Raw genomic sequence first — 18,676 nt, forward strand, 5'->3', positions numbered from 1 at the left:
TTGAAAGGATTAAAATCATTATTTCTAGATCAGGAAGATGTCCACTCCATCATATCTGGAGTTCAGGAAGGCTTGAAAGAGCAGCTAATTGCTGGATTATCAGGTTCATCAAGGACGGTACTAACGGCTGCTATTTATGAGCAGATGAAAAGACCGATTCTCTTTATTACCCATAATCTTTTGCAAGCACAAAAACTCTATGACGATATTGTAAATCTATTAAGTGAGGATGAAGTTTTTCTATTTCCAGCCAATGAATTAATTGCAGCTGAGATGAGTATTGCCAGTCCAGAGTTAAAGGCACAAAGAATCGAAGCCTTAAATCATTTGAGTAAAAAGGACAAAGGAATTATTATTGTCCCTGCTGCTGGACTTAGGAAGGTCATTCCACCAAAATCTTTGTGGAAACAGTATCAGCTGTCGTTTAAAGTAGGCGATGATTTAGATGTTACGAAGTTACTTAATACTTTTGTTAAGATGGGATATGTTCGGTCTGAAATGGTGTCAACACCAGGAGAGTTTAGTATAAGGGGCGGGATAATTGATATTTATCCGCTTACCGTTAGCGATCCTATAAGAATTGAACTATTTGATACTGAGATTGATTCAATCCGCTACTTTTCCTTAGAAGACCAGCGTTCTATCGAAAAAACAAATGAAGTTTTGATTGGTCCTGCAACGGAGGTCCTTTTTGAGGCAGAGGATTATAGCAGGTTAATTGGAAAGCTTGAGGATGGGCTTGGTAAAAGTCTTAGAAAATTAAAGGACGATAAAGCAAAGATACAGCTCTCGCAAAATATTAGTTTTGAGCTCGAACAGCTTAAAAATGGTCATAAACCAGACCAAGTATTTAAATATCTTTCGCTGGCATATGAAGGCGATAGTAGTTTACTAGACTATCTCCCGCGCAATGGAATGGTATTTATTGATGAAATTAGCCGGGTTCAAGAGATGAATGATTCCTTAATTAAAGAGGAGGCGGAATGGTATACTTCTCTCTTAAGTGAGGGCCAAATTATTCATGATTTGACTATTTCCCATGACATACCAAATTTGCTTCATAAAAAAGAGTTTCCGATTCTTTATATGAGTTTGTTTTTACGCCATGTGGCAAATACAAGTCCGCAAAATATCATAAATGTTTCTTGTAAACAAATGCAGAATTTCCATGGGCAAATGCATTTACTGAAAGCAGAAGTTGACAGGTGGAAAAAAGCGAATTACTCCATTCTCTTTTTAGGTCCAGATGATGAAAGAGTAAAAAAGTTAGAACGAGTTTTAGAGGATTATGAAATAGAAGCTTCTATTACACGCAGCAATCAGCAGCTTTTACCTGGAAAAGTGCAGATCATGACGGGGAACCTGCAAACTGGATTTGAGCTTTCCATTCAGAAGATTGCTGTCATTACGGAGGAGGAGCTTTTTACTAAACGTGTCAAAAAGTCCGCCAACAGACAAAAACTCTCAAATGCCGAAAGGATTAAGAGTTATTCGGAGCTTAAAATTGGCGATTTTGTCGTCCATGTTAACCACGGAATAGGAAAATACTTAGGAATTGAAACTCTCGTTATTAACGGTGTTCATAAGGATTATCTCCACCTCCGCTATCATGGAACAGATAAGCTTTATGTTCCAGTTGAACAAATAGATCTTGTTCAGAAGTATGTGGCTTCCGAAGGAAAAGAGCCAAAAATTTATAAACTTGGCGGCAGTGATTGGAAAAAGGTAAAAAAGAAAGTTGAATCCTCGGTCCAAGACATTGCTGATGATTTAATCAAGCTTTATGCAGAACGTGAAGCAGCTGTTGGTTATGCCTTTTCTCCGGATGGTGACATGCAAAGGGAGTTTGAAACCGCCTTTGCCTACCAGGAAACAGAAGACCAGCTTCGCTCCATCCATGAAATTAAGCTGGATATGGAAAGAGCTAGACCCATGGACCGCTTGCTTTGTGGCGACGTGGGTTATGGAAAAACGGAGGTAGCCATTCGAGCCGCCTTTAAAGCGATAGCTGATGGCAAGCAAGTTGCACTCCTTGTCCCAACAACGATTTTAGCACAGCAGCATTATGAAACGATGAGAGAAAGATTTCAAGACTACCCAATTAATATTGGTCTGTTAAGTCGCTTCCGTTCGAAAAAGCAACAAACTGAAACCATCAAAGGCTTAAAAGCTGGTACAGTCGATGTAGTCGTTGGAACACACCGTATTCTTTCAAAAGATATCGTATATCGTGATTTAGGTTTATTAATAATCGATGAAGAGCAAAGATTTGGGGTTACCCATAAAGAAAAGATTAAAAGATTGAAAACAAATATTGATGTTTTAACATTGACAGCAACTCCAATACCGAGGACACTGCATATGTCCATGCTTGGCGTTCGTGATTTATCGGTAATTGAGACACCGCCGGAGAACCGTTTCCCCGTACAAACATATGTAATGGAGTACAATGGATCTCTTGTCAGAGAGGCGATTGAAAGGGAGCTGGCTCGTGCGGGACAAGTATACTTTTTATATAACAGAGTAGAGGATATTGAGCGTAAGGCAGAAGAAATATCGATGCTTGTTCCAGATGCACGAGTCACTTTCGCACATGGGCAAATGTCAGAAAATGAGTTAGAATCAGTCATGCTTAGCTTTCTATCGGGAGAGTTTGATGTATTGGTCAGCACAACCATCATCGAAACAGGGGTAGATATTCCGAATGTAAACACACTGATTGTCTATGATGCCGATAGAATGGGACTTTCCCAGCTTTATCAGCTGCGCGGCCGTGTTGGAAGGTCAAATCGTGTTGCGTATGCTTATTTCACGCACCGAAAGGATAAAGTATTAACAGAAGTGGCAGAAAAGCGTCTTCAGGCTATTAAAGAATTTACTGAACTAGGTTCTGGCTTTAAAATTGCCATGCGTGACTTATCCATTAGGGGTGCAGGAAATTTATTAGGTGCACAGCAGCATGGGTTTATTGACTCTGTAGGATTTGACCTTTATTCACAAATGCTGAAAGAAGCGATTGAAGAAAGAAAAGGTGATTTAAAAGCAGAGCAAAAAGCTACTGTGGAGATTGATTTAGAAATTGATGCGTACATTCCTGATACCTATATTAAAGATGGCCATCAAAAGATTGAAATGTATAAGCGTTTTAGAGGAGTGCAAACATTAGAGGATATTGAGGAACTTCAGGCGGAAATGCTCGATCGTTTTGGTGAATATCCCGAAGAAGTTGATTATCTATTCCAAGTGGCAGAAATGAAAGTTTATGCATTGCTTGCGGGTATCGAAATGATAAAACAAGCGAAACAGGAAGTAAGCATTATCGTAAATGAGCGAGCGAGCAGTGCGATTGACGGACAAAAGGTATTTGCTATCAGCAGTAAGTATCCAAGAATGATTGGGCTGGGAATGGAAGGTCAGAAGCTTAAAATGACCCTTCAGATTAAAGGGCAAGAACCGGCATATTGGCTGAATATAGCATTTGAAATGATTAAAGGTCTTCAAGAGGCGAAAAAAGGACAAAAGAATCCTGTTTAACCATTATAAAAATGGGATAATTTTACTGTTTGTGAAAAAATAATGCGAATGTGTATAGAACTTTCCAGATGAAAGATACTAAGTTCAAAGTTGGTGATGATTCCTACAAAAGGAAAAATTCTCATTACCAAGTTAGTAAAATCATCAGATGAAAGTGAGGCAACATTGGATGAAAGCAACTGGAATAGTTCGTCGAATCGATGATTTGGGTCGTGTTGTCATTCCCAAAGAAATACGCAGAACACTGCGTATCCGTGAGGGGGATCCGTTAGAGATCTTTGTAGATCGTGATGGAGAAGTCATTTTAAAGAAGTATTCACCAATCAGCGAGTTAAGCGATTTTGCCAAAGAATATGCAGAAGCCCTTTTTGACAGCCTCGGAAACCCGGTATTAATTTGTGATAGAGACAGTTATATTGCACTAGCAGGAAGTTCTAAAAAAGATTATTTAAATAAAAATATAAGCGATTTAGTGGAAAAGACAATGGAAGACCGTAATTCCGTTTTAGTTACACAGCAAGGTGATATTGCATTAGCGGATGGGAATGATGAAGCCATCTCATCTTATACAATTGGACCGATCATTGCAAATGGCGACCCAATTGGAGCCGTTATTATTTATGCAAAAGAAGGTACACTTGGTGAAGTCGAGAAAAAGGCTGTTGAAACCGCTGCTGGATTTTTAGCAAGACAAATGGAATCCTAGAATTAATACTATACACAAAAATAAAAGAGGCAGCCTTCGCTGTCTTTTTTATTTGCTTCATATGCTATAATCAACACGAGTTTAGGTTAGTTAGGAGATAGGAAATGAAGCCCGTGAATCAATCGAAGGCTCTTTTTAGAGGGGCTTTTATTTTAGCACTTGCAGCACTGATAACAAAAATCCTAAGTGCTGTTTATCGGATCCCGTTTCAAAATATTGTCGGGGATGTTGGCTTTTACATATATCAGCAGGTTTACCCATTTTATGGTCTCGCCATGGTGCTCGCGACAACAGGCTTTCCGGTTGTCATCTCTAAGCTGTACGCTGAGCAAAGGGAAAAAAGGGATCCTGAGAAAACAAGAAGACTTTTATTCGTCTCATTTATCATCCTGCAGCTATTTGGACTTTTATGTTTCCTTATCCTTTACTTTGGTGCTGGTTATATTGCCAGCTGGATGAACGATGAGAAGTTAGCCATCTTACTAAGGGTTGTTTCCATTGTCTTTTTGTTATTTCCGATTGTTTCAATCTTTAGAGGCTACTATCAGGGAAAAGGGGATATGCTGCCCACAGCACTTTCACAGGTTGGTGAACAATTAATAAGAGCCTTTACGATTCTCTTTTTGGCCTATATGCTCACGCAGTTAGGATATCCCCTGTATCTTATCGGGGGCGGTGCCATGTTTGGGTCTATTACAGGAAGTATGGTATCAGCGCTTATTTTGTTTACATTCCTATGGATACGTAAAGAATGGAGGATAATTGCTCCTAGAAAAGGGATGCTTAACGGGTATTATCAAGAGGTGAGTGTTATTTTTAAAACTCTCACCTTTCAAGGACTAACAATCTGTATAAGTGGAATGCTAATGATTTTTATACAGATGGCAGATGCTCTGAACCTATACGCATTACTTACAGAAAACGGATATGAAAAGGGTATGGCAAAGGCAGTAAAAGGAGTATTCGACCGCGGACAGCCATTAATTCAATTAGGAACGATTGTTGCTGCTTCGATGTCTTTATCTCTTGTACCATTAATAACAAGTGCAAGAATTAAAAAGGATATCTCATTCTTACAGGATAAAATTCAATTGGCCATAAGGATAAGTATCGTCATTGGAGTAGGAGCCTCTGTTGGTCTTTGGGCCATTATCGAACCAGCCAATATCATGTTATTTGAGGATAACTCAGGCACGTCAGTATTAGGGATTTTAAGTTTTGTGATTCTGCTTAGCTCCATTATTACAACGATTATTGCGATTATGCAGGGGCTGGGGTCATTACTTTTTCCAGCAGCTGCTGTACTAGCAAGCTTTCCTTTAAAATATATTCTTAATGCTCTATTCGTTCCGCTATTTGGGACAATGGGGGCGGCTTTCGCTACCTTAATCACGTTAGCATTGGTTTGTTTGCTTTTATATGTAAAATTTAAAAATATGCAGTCTAGTACGCTGCTGACACTTCACTTTCTAGGAACACTTTTAACAGCAGCATTATTGATGGTTTTACTATTAAAAGGCTGCCTGGCCTTAACCAATATGATTACAATACCCGCTGGTACCGAAAGATTAATGGCAGCCGTCCAGGCTTTAGGCGGTGCCTTTTCTGGAGGCTTCCTTTTCTTATTTATTATTATTAGAGGAGGAGTATTTTTAGAAAAGGAACTATCACTATTTCCTTTCGGCAGCAAATTAAGTCTTTTATTACCTAAGAAGAATAGGAGTTAAATAATTATGGGCAAATCAATTGAAATACTCGGTTTGGGGGCGGGCGACCTTGAACAGCTCCCCTTTGGTGTTTACAAAAAATTAAAGAGTGCAAAACATGTTTATTTAAGGACGAAAGAACATCCTGTTGTCGATGAATTAGTTCATGAGGGACTGAACTATACATCCTTTGATTCCATCTATGAAAAGCATGACCAATTTGAGGAAGTATATCAGGAGATTGTCCAAACCTTACTTCAAAAAGCAAACGGGGAACAGGTGACGTATGTAGTGCCTGGTCATCCACTTGTTGCCGAGCGGACCGTCCAGTTACTTTTGGAGTATGGACCTAAAGACGATATTGATATCATCATAGGCGGGGGTCAAAGCTTTGTTGATGCTCTCTTTCAATCGCTAAAAATAGATCCAGTGGACGGTTTTCAACTTCTTGATGGAACCTCTCTTCATTCCAACCAGCTGCAAATCGATCAGCATATGTTTATCAGTCAGGTTTATGATCAGTTTGTAGCCTCTAATATTAAGCTGACGCTTATGGAACGACTTCCTGATGATTATGAAGTGGTCATTGTTTCTGCAGCAGGAAGCAGCAATGAAAGACTTGAGCGGGTGCCTTTGTATGAATTGGATCGAAAAGTAACTCTTGATAACCTTACTTCTGTCTATGTTCCTCCAGTTCAAGATGAACAAATCTTGCTGAAAAATTTTTCTAAGCTGCGAGAAATCATAGCAGTATTAAGAGGTTCAAATGGCTGCCCTTGGGATAAGGAACAAACCCATGAATCCTTGAAGAAATATCTGATTGAAGAGACGTATGAGGTAATTGAGGCAATCGACAGTGGGGATATTGATCATTTAGTCGAAGAACTTGGGGACGTCTTGCTTCAAGTGATGCTTCACGCCCAGATTGGGGAGGATGAAGGCTATTTTGCAATCGATGATGTAATAGAGGCGCTCTCTACAAAAATGATTCGCAGACATCCACATGTCTTTGGAAATAGAGTAGTTGAAGACTCAGAAGAAGTCCTTCGAAACTGGCAGGAAATAAAGAAGCAGGAAAAAGGTGAGACAGAAACCTCTCTTCTTGATGGGATATCCATGTCAATGCCCAATTTATTAAGAGCATACGAAATCCAGAAGAAAGCCGCGAAAGTTGGCTTTGATTGGCAGGAAATAACACCAGCTTTAGAGAAAGTGAAAGAGGAGCTTGAGGAATTTGAGAATGAGATAAAGACAGCGAGTCTTGTTAATGCTAAAAAAGAATTCGGCGATATCCTGTTTGCCTTTGTTAACGTAGCAAGGTTTTTGAAAATCCATCCTGAAGAAGCATTATTTGAAACCAATGAAAAGTTTATTAGAAGGTTTGGTTATATTGAAGAAAAGGTAAAGAATAGCGAAAAGCCGATAGAGGATCATTCCTTAGAGGAGCTCGACCGGTTTTGGGATGAAGCAAAATCAAAGGGATTATAGAATTGGGGGATTATTAAATGAGACTAGATAAGTATTTAAAGGTATCGAGATTAATCAAAAGAAGAACATTGGCAAAAGAAGTATCCGATCAGGGGAGAATTCTCATAAACGGAAAAGAGGCAAAAGCCAGTTCAACGGTTAAAGTTGGTGATGAACTGACAATTCGTCTTGGTCAAAGAATGGTTACAGCAAGAATCGATCAGATCCAAGATACCACTCGAAAAGAAGCTGCTGCTGAAATGTACACGATTATCAAAGAAGAAAGAATCGGAGAATCACAGTTCTAATTGTAACAACTATAAAGGCTTGTTCTAATTCATTTACCCTTTACATAAAAATGTAATAAAGGTTGTACAAATGATTGTGAGGGATGAATAATGAGCCAATATTATGAAACAAACCCTGTCAAAAGCACTGTTCCAGAGCATGATGTCATCATGAGAGGAAGAAAACTTCTCGATATAACAGGTGTTAAACAAGTAGAAAGCTTTGATAATGAGGAGTTCTTATTAGAAACCTCTATGGGTTTTTTAGCAATCAAAGGGCAAAATCTTCAAATGAAAAACTTGGATGTTGAAAAAGGAATTGTCTCCATTAAGGGAAAGGTATTTGATTTAGTTTACTTAGACGAACAGCATGGGGAGAAAGCTAAAGGGTTCTTTAGTAAGTTATTCCGATGACCCTCTCCACTCAATTCCTCACCATGCTTTCGATGATTGGGATGGGTTCACTGTTTGGTGTAATGTTTGATACCTACCAGCGCTTCTTAAATCGCCCTAATCGAAAGTCATGGATTGTTTTTTTTAATGACCTGTTATTTTGGGTCATTCAAGCACTGATTATCTTTTATATTTTATTCCTTGTAAACAATGGAGAATTACGTTTTTACACTTTTGTTGCCCTCCTTTGTGGTTTTGCTGCCTATCAAAGTTTATTTAAAGGTACTTATCTGAAACTGCTTGAAGTCATAATCAACACAGTAATTTCTATTTATAGATTTATGAGAAGAGCGTTTCAACTACTTATCTATAAACCTGTCCTTGGTCTCATCCAGTTGGTTATTTCGATTATCATCTTACTTGGCAGGGGGCTCTTTTCCCTTGTCAAATTTGTTTTAAAGATCTTACTGGTTGTTCTAAAGGTAATTTGGGTACCAATTGTAAAAATAATGTTACTTCTATGGAAACTTTTGCCGAAAACTATTAAAAAATCCGTCGAGAAGTTATATAATAAAATGGCAGGAATTTTTATGGAAATCAAGAATTATTTACTAAAGTTAATTAAAAAATGGAAAAAACCAAAAAAATAAGGGGGGAAGGGAAATGAGTTCAGTAGGAGATAAGAATATAGCGAAAATGCAAACCACTTATGTACACCAGCAAGAAATTGCAGAAATTGCATCAGCTAGAAAAAGAAAGCTGCTTTTCAGAAGACTTTCCTTGTTCTTAGTTTTTGCTGCTTTGATGTCCTATTTAATGATTACTAGCTTTATTTCCCAGTCCTCCACATTAGATAAAAAAGTGGCACAAAAGAAACAGCTGGAACAACAGATGACTCAATTAAAAAAACAACAGGAAATCTTGAAAGAAGATATCGTTAAGTTAAACGATGATGATTACCTTGCTAAGCTTGCCAGAAAAGAATATTTCTTCTCCGAAAACGGTGAGATCATCTTTAACATTCCGGAAGAAAATAAAGGTAAAAACAACCAATAACTAGTCTTATTGACACTTATTTTTCCCATTTTGTATAATATAAAGTAAGTATGATTTTTTTATTTTCTTAAGGAGGAAAATTCTTTTTATGTCAATCGAAGTAGGCAGCAAGTTACAAGGAAAGGTCACAGGGATTACAAATTTCGGAGCTTTTGTGGAGCTGCCTGATGGCTCAACTGGACTCGTACACATCAGTGAGGTTGCTGACAGTTATGTGAAAGATATCAATGACCATCTTAAAGTTGGTGACCAAGTAGAAGTTAAAGTCATGAATGTTGAAAAAGATGGGAAAATTGGACTTTCTATAAAAAAAGCAATAGATAAACCAGAGGCGCCGCAAAGATCCCGTTCACAATCGAGCTCACATTCACAACGCCCTCGTCAGAACAGGTCAAACGATCGAAATGCTCCTAAAGTAGAGACTTTTGAGTCAAAAATGGCGAAGTTTTTAAAAGATAGTGAGGATCGTTTAACTTCTTTAAAACGTCATACTGAATCTAAGCGTGGCGGAAGAGGAGCTAAAAGGGGTTAACTTGCTGCTTATATTAAAATATTAATTATCAAAGACAGGTCTAGCGGCTTGTCTTTTTTGTTGTTTATAAATAAAAAAAAGCATTGAAATAATCAATGCTTCCTTTCGTTATAGCGGCGGAGGGGATCGAACCCCCGACCTTACGGGTATGAACCGTACGCTCTAGCCAGCTGAGCTACACCGCCAAGTATTTAAGACACAAGTTATATAATACATAGGATAAAACAAGGTGTCAATGAATTTTTATTTAAATGGAAATACCTATTTAATTGCTCCAATATTCCGACATCATTTCAATTTGTCAACATTAATTGAATAAATATAGTGGAAACCGTCGAACGAAACTTTGCATACGTTCACTAATCTGACAAAATTTTGAATCTATTAATTCTATAATAGTCTTTAACAAGAATTAGTAGAGGAGTGTGAGTTATGGAAAAGCTAGAACGGAGTTTACTAGAACCGGTCGGAGAGGTTAACTTTAAATCCTCTAAATGGTCTTGGGACAGCGTCTTGAAAAAATTCCAGTTAAAAATTGAATCATTCTTCCTTGTAAAAGGTTACCTTTTACTTATAGTAGGTTTCTTACTAGGAAGAGCTTTGATATTGTCCACGCTTGCGCCCTTTAGTCTGCCGTTTTTCGCAGCAGTCTTTCTGATAAAAAGAGATCGGTCTCCACTTGCCTTAGTAGGGTTGGTTGCGGGTGCTGCAACTGTCTCCTTAAAGAATGCCGCTTTTACCTTTTTGGTGTCCATCCTTTTTCTAATCATTTACCGAATTAGTGAAAGATGGATTAAGAATGAGATGAGAATGATTCCCTTTTTTGTGGCCATTATTTTAGGAACAGGAAAATTAGCCGAAGCTTTTATTATCTCTAAGCAGCTTGCATTATATGACGCTATGATGGTTGGAGTTCAGGCTAGTCTTGCCTTTATCCTAACGCTTATCTTTTTACAGAGCATCCCCTTATTAATTTTAAATAAGCGCAGGCAGTTGTTAAAAACAGAGGAGATTGTTTGCTTAATTATTATGCTTGCTTCTATTATGACAGGAACCATCGGCTGGAAGATTTACGATTTATCACTTGAGCATATTCTGTCACGCTACCTTGTTTTAGTATTTTCTTTTATTGCCGGAGCAACGGTTGGTTCGACGGTTGGGGTCGTTACCGGTTTAATCTTTAGCCTTGCAAGTGTTTCAAGTTTCTATCACATGAGTTTACTTGCCTTTTCAGGGGTATTAGGCGGCTTGTTAAAAGAAGGAAAAAAAATAGGGGTTGCAATTGGCTTGTTTATTTCAACACTCTTAATTGGAATGTATGGTCAGGAGGGCGGTACCGGTTCCTTGACCATTACACTTTTGGAGTCCGGAGCAGCTATTTTACTTTTCCTATTAACGCCCCAGATATTTACCTCTAAGCTCGCCAAATATATACCAGGTACCCCAGAATACACAACCGAACAACAAAAATATATGAGGAAAATGCGTGATGTGACAGCACAGCGGGTTGCTCAGTTCTCTAATGTCTTCCATGCACTTTCAAAAAGTTTTTCACAAATGGAAGTAAAGCCTAGTGTTGACGAAGATGCACGTGAAATGGATTTTTTTATGAGTCATGTAACGGAAAAAACATGTAACACCTGCTTTAAGAAGGAGCAGTGTTGGGCGAAGAATTTTAATACCACTTATGGATACTTGGAAGAAATTATTCATGAAATGGACCAAAATGATGGCGTCATTTCACCCAAATTATCTCGTGAGTGGGATAAGCACTGTACTCGGTCAAAAAGAGTGTATGAAGCAGTCGGGCAAGAGTTGACCTTTTACCAAGCAAACCAAAAGTTAAAGAAACAGGTTCAGGAAAGTAGAAAGCTTGTTGCCGATCAGCTACTAGGAGTGTCAGAGGTAATGGATAACTTCGCAAAGGAGATTCAGCGCGAAAGAGAAAACCATCACAAACAAGAGGAACAAATTATGGAGGCGATTCAAGCGTTTGGTGTTCATGTTGAACATGTTGAGATTTATAGTCTAGAGTCGGGAAATGTGGATATCGAAATGTCCGTTCCTTTCTGTAATGGACATGGTGAGTGTGAGAAATTAATTGCACCTATGCTTTCTGATATCCTCGGTGAGCAGATTATCGTCAGCTCTGAGGAATGCGCCGCATACCCGAACGGTTTCTGCCATGTAATCTTTCGTTCCTCAAAAGCTTATACGGTGGAAACAGGAATGGCTCATGCTGCCATGGATGGTGGTTTTGTATCAGGTGACAGCTTTTCAACTATGGAATTAGGGCTTGGGAAGTTTGCAATCGCGATAAGTGATGGCATGGGGAATGGGGAAAGAGCTCATTATGAAAGCAAAGAGACACTGCAGCTTTTACAAAAAATACTGCAATCCGGAATTGAAGAAAGAGTTGCCATTAAGTCAGTAAATTCAATCCTTTCCCTTCGAACGACAGATGAAATTTTTTCGACATTAGACTTAGCCATGATTGACCTGCAAAATGCTTCAGCGAAGTTCTTAAAAATTGGCTCCACTCCTAGTTTTATAAAAAGGGGAAATAAGGTAATAAAAATCCAAGCTAGTAATCTGCCAATTGGTATACTAGAGGAATTTGAAGTAGATGTGGTTAGTGAGCAATTAAAGGCAGGCGATTTGCTCATTATGATGAGTGATGGAATATTTGAGGGTCCTAAACATGTAGAAAACTACGACTTATGGATGAAACGAAAAATACAAGAATTACAAACAAATGACCCACAGGAAATTTCTGACTTAATACTAGAAGAAGTAATTCGCTCTCGGGATAACTTAATTGGAGATGATATGACTATTGCAGTGGCAAAAATTAAACACAATACACCTAAATGGGCTAGTATTCCTGTTACGAAAATGAAGAAACAAGCGTAATCAATTATTTTATGCTGTTTATCCTTTGATTATGTATAAATCCCCTCCACCGTGTCGAAAATGAAAGTAACTCGAAAAGTGGAGGGAGAATGAGTATGTATACAGGAAAAATTCGTCAGATTCTATTAATAACGGACGGCTGTTCAAATCAAGGGGAAGATCCTATTGCGATGGCGGCGCTCGCAAAAGAACAAGGTATTTCCGTAAATGTTATCGGTGTTATGGAGCAGGATGTAATTGATGAAAAGGGAATGACGGAAATTGAAGGAATAGCCATGTCTGGCGGTGGAGTCAGTCAAATCGTTTATGCTCAAGCCCTCTCACAAACGGTCCAAATGGTTACAAGGAAAGCAATGACCCAGACAATCCAAGGTGTAGTAAACCGGGAATTACAGCAAATTCTTGGCCGCTCACAGACCATTGAAGATCTTCCTCCTGAGAAAAGAGGAGAAGTAATGGAAGTGGTCGATGAACTTGGAGAAACTGTCGAATTAGAGGTGTTGATTCTTGTCGATACTAGCGCAAGTATGAAACACAAGCTTCCTACCGTAAAAGAGGCTCTACTTGACCTTTCATTAAGCTTGAACGCACGTACAGGTGATAATCAGTTTGCAGTTTTTGTATTTCCCGGGAAAAAGAATGATGTCGAAAAAATTCTAGACTGGACTCCAAAGCTACAATCTTTGACAAGTATCTTCTCCCAGCTTACTACTGGAGGAATTACTCCAACAGGTCCTGCAATTCGTACAGCACTAACTTCATTTAATTCAAAACGTTCATTAAGGAGTCTTTTGACCGGTGATGATGAATCATTCATTGAAGAGTCGATGTAAGGTATCACCTGGCACTATAATCACTGGAAAGTGGCATTCAAACAAATATACAGTTCTAAAGGAACTCGGATTTGGAGCAAACGGCATCGTCTACCTTGCAAAGTTTAAGAATACGCAAGTAGCGTTAAAGATGAGTGATAACGGGATGTCTATTACCTCTGAGGTAAATGTATTAAGGTCGTTTGCGAAGGTCCAAGGGTCAACCCTCGGACCTTCTTTGCTTGATGTAGATGATTGGAATAGTAACCGAGGGCAGATTTCATTCTATGCCATGGAATATATTCAAGGACCAGATTTGCTGACCTTTCTTCAAAGAAAAGGCAAATCTTGGACAAATGTTCTCTTGCTGCAATTGTTAAATGACTTAAATAAATTGCATGAAAATGGCTGGGTATTTGGGGATTTAAAGCCAGAAAACCTAATTGTTACTGGGCAAACCCCTAGAATTAGGTGCATTGATGTCGGTGGAACAACACTTCAAGGAAGAGCCATTAAGGAGTTTACTGAGTTTTATGATAGAGGGTACTGGGGATTGGGAACAAGAAAAGCCGATCACGCTTATGATTTATTTGCTGTCGCAATGATTATGATTAATACTGCCTACCCAAAACGTTTTAATAAAACAACGGGTGGAATTTCCCAGCTGAGAGAAGCCATTCGAAAACAGAAGGACCTGCTTCCACTAGAAAAAGTCATTGTAAAAGCACTTCATGGACAATACTCGAATGCACTCCAAATGAGAACAGAGTTATTATCACTGGTAATGGATAACAAAAATATTCATCCTGGAGCTAAAAAACCAGTGACTAGTACCACTAGTACCCATCAAAAACAAAAGGTAAACCAGCCAGTAAGCCATCCTAAAAGCAGGCAGACTTACCGAAGAAAGAAGAAAAAAAGCCGCTGGTTCGAAACCATCAGTATTACAATTTTCATTGCACTTTTATACTTATTGTATATTTTTCAAAAACTTTTATAAATTTTTGAAACCAAAGGTTCAACATTTCGTATAAAAGGGAAGGAAAAAAAGACCTAATCAATTAGGTCTTTGTTTTTGATACTTTTGTCATTAAAGTGGTAAGCTAGTGATATTCAAAATAATTTTCAAAGAATCTTTATAAGGAAGAATGCAAAATGTTAGAAGAAAAAGTAGCTGCCTTTTTAGATCGCCTTTCATTTCAAATAGAAAATAAAAAGTTGGTGGTTGGAGTTTCTGGCGGCCCAGATTCATTGGCATTGCTTCATTTCCTTTGGATGCAAAAGGAAAGGAAAAACCTTTCCATTGTAGCGGCACACGTAGATCATATGTTCCGTGGTCAAGAATCATTTGAAGATGCTTTATTCGTGAAAGATTATTGTGAACAAAAGGAAATCCCTTTTGAAATGGCACGAATAAATGTTCCTGAAATCATTCAGAGAACAAAGAAAAACTCGCAACTGGCATCAAGGCAGGCAAGATATGAGTTTTTTGAAGGAATAATGGAAAAATATGATTATGACTTTTTAGCCGTGGGTCACCATGGTGACGACCAAGTTGAGACAATTTTAATGCGATTGACTAGGGGGAGTTCTGGTGCTGCGAGAGCAGGGATTCCGTTCACGAGACCCTTTGGGAATGGATTTATTATTCGCCCTTTCCTATCTTTAACGAAGACGGAGCTTGCAGAATATTGTCAGCAGCAAAATTTAGTACCTAGAATAGACCCAAGTAATAAAAAAAGTATTTATAGCAGGAATCGTTTTAGAAATGAAGTTCTACCCTTTTTAAAAGTAGAAAATCAAAATGTCCATGAACATTTTCAGCGGTTTAGTGAAGATGTTCAGAATGATGAAATACTTCTTCAGGAATTAACTGTCCAAAGAATGAATAAAGTAATGAAAATGGGAGATGGAAATAAAATTACCATTGACATTATCCCTTTTCTAGAAATGCCAATTCCTTTACAAAGAAGAGGTATTCAACTAATATTAAACTATCTTTACAAAGTAATACCTGTGTCACTTTCTGCTTTACATATTGATGATATTCTATCTTTAATTCGAAATCGCCATCCTTCTGGAGCACTTGACCTTCCCAATGGATTAAAAGTGATTCGTTCGTATTCACAGCTTTCCTTCCAATTTGATGTGAAAGCGAGTACACCTTATTCCTTTGAATTATCAGGACCTGGTGTGATTAAATTACCTAATGGGGCAAGTATTAGAATGGATGTAATGGATGATAAAGAAAACATTGAAACAAAAGGATTTTATGCACTATTTCCTGCTGACAAGATTAAGCTGCCCATCGAGATTCGAAACAGAAAAATAGGGGACCGCATGAACCCGAAAGGAATGACTGGAACTAAAAAACTAAAAGATATTTTTATCGATAGTAAAGTTCCTATTCAGGATCGAGATTCATGGCCTGTTATAACGGATAAAAATGGGTGGATTCTATGGCTTCCTGGATTGAAAAAATCGGCCATCGAAGGCATTAATGATTCAACAAGTCAGTATATACTACTCACATATAATAAGTAATGATCTTCTAGGAGGCACAATTTATGATGAATCAGGATATTGAAAAGGTGTTAGTTTCTGAAGAAGAAATTCAGGAAAAAATTAAGGTATTAGCGGCTGAATTAACGGAGGAATATAAAAACACTGTTCCTCTTGCTATCTGTGTTCTAAAGGGTGCAATGCCATTTATGGCTGATTTACTAAAACGAATGGATTGTTATCTAGAAATGGATTTTATGGATGTTTCAAGCTATGGTTCTGGTTTGGTTTCTTCTGGAGAAGTGAAAATCCTAAAGGATTTAGATACTTCAGTAGAGGGAAGAGACATCTTACTTATTGAGGATATCATCGATAGCGGCTTAACATTAAGTTATCTCGTTGATTTATTCCGATACCGAAAGGCAAAATCAATCAAAATTGTTACCCTGCTTGACAAACCAACAGGAAGGAAGAGTGCAATAAAAGCAGATTATGTAGGTTTTATTGTTCCAGATGAATTTGTGGTTGGCTACGGTTTAGATTATATCGAAAAATACCGGAATCTTCCATATATTGGTGTTTTAAAACCGGAAGTATATAGCGATAATCTTTAAGTGAAACTAAAAACAGAGTAATTTAAGAATTGGAATGATTTTCTATGATACTATCTAAAAAAGTTTTTATCGCGGGAGGAGGTAAGAGATGAATCGGATTTTCCGTAATACCATCTTTTATTTATTGATATTTTTAGTCATAATTGGCGTGGTAAGCTTCTTCAATGGCAGCAATGAACCTACGGATAACATTTCCTACAATGAGTTTGTAGAACATTTAGAAAACAATCAAGTGGATTCATTTTCTATGCAGCCTGAACGTGGTGTATTTGAAGTTCGGGGGCAGTTTGAAAAAGGGGTAAAAGACGGTAAGAACTTCTTAACATACGTACCAAACAGTGAGAAAATTCTAGAACGAATTGATGAAGCAGGTTCGAAAGTAGAAGTTATGCCTGCTAAAGAAACTAGTGGATGGGTAACATTCTTTACCTCCATTATTCCATTTGTGATTATCTTTATCTTATTCTTCTTCTTATTAAATCAAGCTCAAGGCGGCGGAAGCCGTGTCATGAACTTTGGTAAGAGTAAAGCCAAGCTCTACAATGATGACAAGAAGAAAGCTCGATTTAAGGATGTTGCTGGAGCAGATGAAGAAAAACAAGAATTAGTCGAAGTGGTAGAATTCCTTAAGGATCCTAGGAAATTTGCGGAACTTGGTGCCCGTATTCCAAAAGGAGTACTTCTTGTAGGTCCTCCAGGTACAGGTAAAACATTACTTGCGCGTGCCGTAGCAGGTGAAGCTGGTGTTCCTTTCTTCTCTATTAGTGGTTCTGATTTCGTTGAAATGTTCGTTGGGGTCGGTGCATCACGTGTACGTGATTTATTCGAAAATGCCAAGAAAAATGCTCCATGTATCATTTTTATCGATGAAATTGACGCAGTCGGCCGTCAACGTGGTGCTGGTTTAGGCGGGGGTCACGATGAGCGTGAGCAAACCTTGAACCAATTACTAGTTGAAATGGATGGATTCGGGGCAAATGAAGGAATTATCATTATTGCTGCTACAAACCGTCCAGATATCCTTGACCCTGCGTTATTACGTCCAGGACGTTTTGACCGTCAGATTACCGTTGATCGTCCAGATGTAAATGGCCGTGAAGCAGTCCTTAAAGTGCATGCAAGGAATAAACCGCTTGATGAATCAGTTAATTTAAAAAATATCGCTATGCGTACACCAGGTTTTTCTGGAGCAGACCTAGAAAACTTATTAAATGAAGCAGCTTTAGTTGCTGCTCGTCAGAATAAGAAGAAGGTTGACATGGAAGATATTGATGAAGCAACGGACAGGGTAATTGCGGGTCCTGCTAAAAAGACTCGGGTTATCTCAAAGAAAGAACGCAATATTGTTGCTTTCCATGAAGGCGGGCATACAGTAATAGGTTTAATCCTTAATGAGGCAGATATGGTTCATAAGGTTACAATCGTACCTCGTGGTCAAGCTGGCGGATACGCAGTGATGCTTCCAAGGGAAGATCGTTACTTTATGACGAAGCCTGAATTACTCGATAAAATTGTTGGATTATTGGGTGGTCGTGTTGCAGAAGAGATTGTCTTTGGTGAGGTAAGTACTGGAGCTCACAATGACTTTCAACGTGCGACAGGAATTGCTCGTAAAATGGTTACTGAATTTGGTATGAGTGATAAGCTTGGAGTAGGACAATTCGGTCAGGCTTCAGGCGGTCAGGTATTCTTAGGACGTGACATTCATAATGAGCAAAACTATTCCGATGCCATTGCCTTTGAAATTGACCTAGAAATTCAACGCATTCTTAAAGAATGTTATGAAAGAGCTAAAACAATTCTTACTGAGAATCGTGATAAACTTGACCTGATTGCTAAGACTCTTTTAGAAGTCGAAACGCTTAATGCAGAACAAATCGATTATTTAATTAAAAATGGCCGTATGCCAGAATCTGCTTCTGAACTAGAAAGTGTGCAAGTTGATACGAAAAAATCAGATGACGTGAAGGTAACGATCAATACGAAGAAGGATGAAGATACAGCCAATCAGCCTTCTGAAACAGAGGATAAGTAATGTTTTAAAAAGAGTGCTTACAAAAAAGCACTCTTTTTTTTTCACGATAAAAGTAATTATGATATGATGTTTGCAGAATAGTTAAAAAGGTTATTTTCGTAAAGATTGTTGTTAAAATC

General features: G+C 38.2%; 15 protein-coding genes and 1 tRNA gene. 15 read left to right on the forward strand and 1 reads right to left on the reverse strand.

Annotation, left to right across the window (positions count from 1 at the left end; translation table 11 throughout):
- The 9 genes from mfd (at window position 1) to MLOOGBEN_RS27970 (ending at window position 9,681) form a co-directional block, all read left to right on the forward strand.
- Window positions 1-3,534 (forward strand): transcription-repair coupling factor, encoded by a 3,534-nt coding sequence (gene mfd, locus MLOOGBEN_RS27930; protein WP_179161509.1) that lies wholly within the window; start codon window positions 1-3, stop codon window positions 3,532-3,534.
- A gap of 169 nt (window positions 3,535-3,703) precedes the next feature.
- Window positions 3,704-4,240, forward strand: a complete 537-nt coding sequence (spoVT, locus tag MLOOGBEN_RS27935; RefSeq protein ID WP_179161510.1) for a stage V sporulation protein T — start codon at window positions 3,704-3,706, stop codon at window positions 4,238-4,240.
- Window positions 4,241-4,344: 104 nt separating this feature from the next.
- The gene (locus MLOOGBEN_RS27940) at window positions 4,345-5,967 is read left to right on the forward strand and encodes a putative polysaccharide biosynthesis protein (protein ID WP_179161511.1); all 1,623 of its coding nucleotides are present in this window, start codon (window positions 4,345-4,347) and stop codon (window positions 5,965-5,967) included.
- Window positions 5,968-5,973: 6 nt separating this feature from the next.
- On the forward strand, window positions 5,974-7,434 hold the full coding sequence (yabN, locus tag MLOOGBEN_RS27945; protein ID WP_179161512.1) for a bifunctional methyltransferase/pyrophosphohydrolase YabN: 1,461 nt from the start codon (window positions 5,974-5,976) through the stop codon (window positions 7,432-7,434).
- A 17-nt stretch (window positions 7,435-7,451) separates the two neighbouring features.
- Window positions 7,452-7,721, forward strand: a complete 270-nt coding sequence (locus MLOOGBEN_RS27950; protein ID WP_179161513.1) for an RNA-binding S4 domain-containing protein — start codon at window positions 7,452-7,454, stop codon at window positions 7,719-7,721.
- Window positions 7,722-7,811: 90 nt separating this feature from the next.
- Window positions 7,812-8,114, forward strand: coding sequence for a sporulation protein YabP (gene yabP / locus MLOOGBEN_RS27955; RefSeq protein WP_179161514.1), 303 nt, complete (start codon window positions 7,812-7,814; stop codon window positions 8,112-8,114).
- Window positions 8,111-8,743 (forward strand): spore cortex biosynthesis protein YabQ, encoded by a 633-nt coding sequence (gene yabQ / locus MLOOGBEN_RS27960; protein ID WP_179161515.1) that lies wholly within the window; start codon window positions 8,111-8,113, stop codon window positions 8,741-8,743. Before yabP ends, yabQ begins: the two co-directional genes overlap by 4 nt.
- Before the next feature lie 13 nt (window positions 8,744-8,756).
- A complete protein-coding gene (locus tag MLOOGBEN_RS27965; RefSeq protein WP_179161516.1) occupies window positions 8,757-9,149 on the forward strand; it encodes an FtsB family cell division protein in 393 nt (130 codons plus the stop codon).
- Window positions 9,150-9,237: 88 nt separating this feature from the next.
- Window positions 9,238-9,681 carry a S1 domain-containing RNA-binding protein gene (locus MLOOGBEN_RS27970; protein WP_179161517.1) on the forward strand — a complete coding sequence of 148 codons (444 nt, stop codon included), beginning with the start codon at window positions 9,238-9,240 and terminating at the stop codon, window positions 9,679-9,681.
- Between the two features lie 111 nt (window positions 9,682-9,792).
- Here MLOOGBEN_RS27970 and MLOOGBEN_RS27975 read toward each other — a convergent pair.
- Window positions 9,793-9,866: transfer RNA gene (locus MLOOGBEN_RS27975), tRNA-Met, on the reverse strand.
- A 247-nt stretch (window positions 9,867-10,113) separates the two neighbouring features.
- Here MLOOGBEN_RS27975 and spoIIE point away from each other — a divergent pair.
- From spoIIE to ftsH, 6 genes are all read left to right on the forward strand, one after another.
- A complete protein-coding gene (gene spoIIE, locus MLOOGBEN_RS27980) occupies window positions 10,114-12,594 on the forward strand; it encodes a stage II sporulation protein E (protein WP_179161518.1) in 2,481 nt (826 codons plus the stop codon).
- Window positions 12,595-12,689: 95 nt separating this feature from the next.
- Entirely contained in the window at window positions 12,690-13,427 is a 738-nt protein-coding gene (locus MLOOGBEN_RS27985) for a vWA domain-containing protein (RefSeq protein WP_179161519.1), read from the forward strand.
- Entirely contained in the window at window positions 13,396-14,406 is a 1,011-nt protein-coding gene (locus tag MLOOGBEN_RS27990; RefSeq protein WP_179161535.1) for a protein kinase domain-containing protein, read from the forward strand. Before MLOOGBEN_RS27985 ends, MLOOGBEN_RS27990 begins: the two co-directional genes overlap by 32 nt.
- A 155-nt stretch (window positions 14,407-14,561) precedes the next feature.
- Entirely contained in the window at window positions 14,562-15,950 is a 1,389-nt protein-coding gene (gene tilS, locus MLOOGBEN_RS27995) for a tRNA lysidine(34) synthetase TilS (RefSeq protein WP_179161520.1), read from the forward strand.
- 23 nt (window positions 15,951-15,973) lie between these two features.
- Window positions 15,974-16,522, forward strand: a complete 549-nt coding sequence (gene hpt, locus MLOOGBEN_RS28000) for a hypoxanthine phosphoribosyltransferase (RefSeq protein WP_179161521.1) — start codon at window positions 15,974-15,976, stop codon at window positions 16,520-16,522.
- Between the two features lie 88 nt (window positions 16,523-16,610).
- Entirely contained in the window at window positions 16,611-18,557 is a 1,947-nt protein-coding gene (gene ftsH / locus MLOOGBEN_RS28005; RefSeq protein ID WP_179161522.1) for an ATP-dependent zinc metalloprotease FtsH, read from the forward strand.
- Window positions 18,558-18,676 lie beyond the last annotated feature (119 nt).

This window comes from Bacillus sp. EB106-08-02-XG196 (assembly GCF_013396335.1).
Classification (GTDB): Bacteria; Bacillota; Bacilli; order Bacillales; family Cytobacillaceae; genus Neobacillus.

Excerpts from the sequence above, each read along its gene's own strand:
- yabQ (WP_179161515.1), top strand. The coding sequence starts at position 8,111 with ATGACCCTCTCCACTCAATTCCTCACCATGCTTTCGATGATTGGGATG.
- MLOOGBEN_RS27950 (WP_179161513.1), top strand. The coding sequence starts at position 7,452 with ATGAGACTAGATAAGTATTTAAAGGTATCGAGATTAATCAAAAGAAGA.
- tilS (WP_179161520.1), top strand. The coding sequence starts at position 14,562 with ATGTTAGAAGAAAAAGTAGCTGCCTTTTTAGATCGCCTTTCATTTCAA.
- MLOOGBEN_RS27940 (WP_179161511.1), top strand. The coding sequence starts at position 4,345 with ATGAAGCCCGTGAATCAATCGAAGGCTCTTTTTAGAGGGGCTTTTATT.
- MLOOGBEN_RS27985 (WP_179161519.1), top strand. The coding sequence starts at position 12,690 with ATGTATACAGGAAAAATTCGTCAGATTCTATTAATAACGGACGGCTGT.
- MLOOGBEN_RS27990 (WP_179161535.1), top strand. The coding sequence starts at position 13,396 with ATGATGAATCATTCATTGAAGAGTCGATGTAAGGTATCACCTGGCACT.
- spoIIE (WP_179161518.1), top strand. The coding sequence starts at position 10,114 with ATGGAAAAGCTAGAACGGAGTTTACTAGAACCGGTCGGAGAGGTTAAC.
- yabP (WP_179161514.1), top strand. The coding sequence starts at position 7,812 with ATGAGCCAATATTATGAAACAAACCCTGTCAAAAGCACTGTTCCAGAG.
- hpt (WP_179161521.1), top strand. The coding sequence starts at position 15,974 with ATGATGAATCAGGATATTGAAAAGGTGTTAGTTTCTGAAGAAGAAATT.
- MLOOGBEN_RS27970 (WP_179161517.1), top strand. The coding sequence starts at position 9,238 with ATGTCAATCGAAGTAGGCAGCAAGTTACAAGGAAAGGTCACAGGGATT.
- MLOOGBEN_RS27965 (WP_179161516.1), top strand. The coding sequence starts at position 8,757 with ATGAGTTCAGTAGGAGATAAGAATATAGCGAAAATGCAAACCACTTAT.
- yabN (WP_179161512.1), top strand. The coding sequence starts at position 5,974 with ATGGGCAAATCAATTGAAATACTCGGTTTGGGGGCGGGCGACCTTGAA.
- spoVT (WP_179161510.1), top strand. The coding sequence starts at position 3,704 with ATGAAAGCAACTGGAATAGTTCGTCGAATCGATGATTTGGGTCGTGTT.
- ftsH (WP_179161522.1), top strand. The coding sequence starts at position 16,611 with ATGAATCGGATTTTCCGTAATACCATCTTTTATTTATTGATATTTTTA.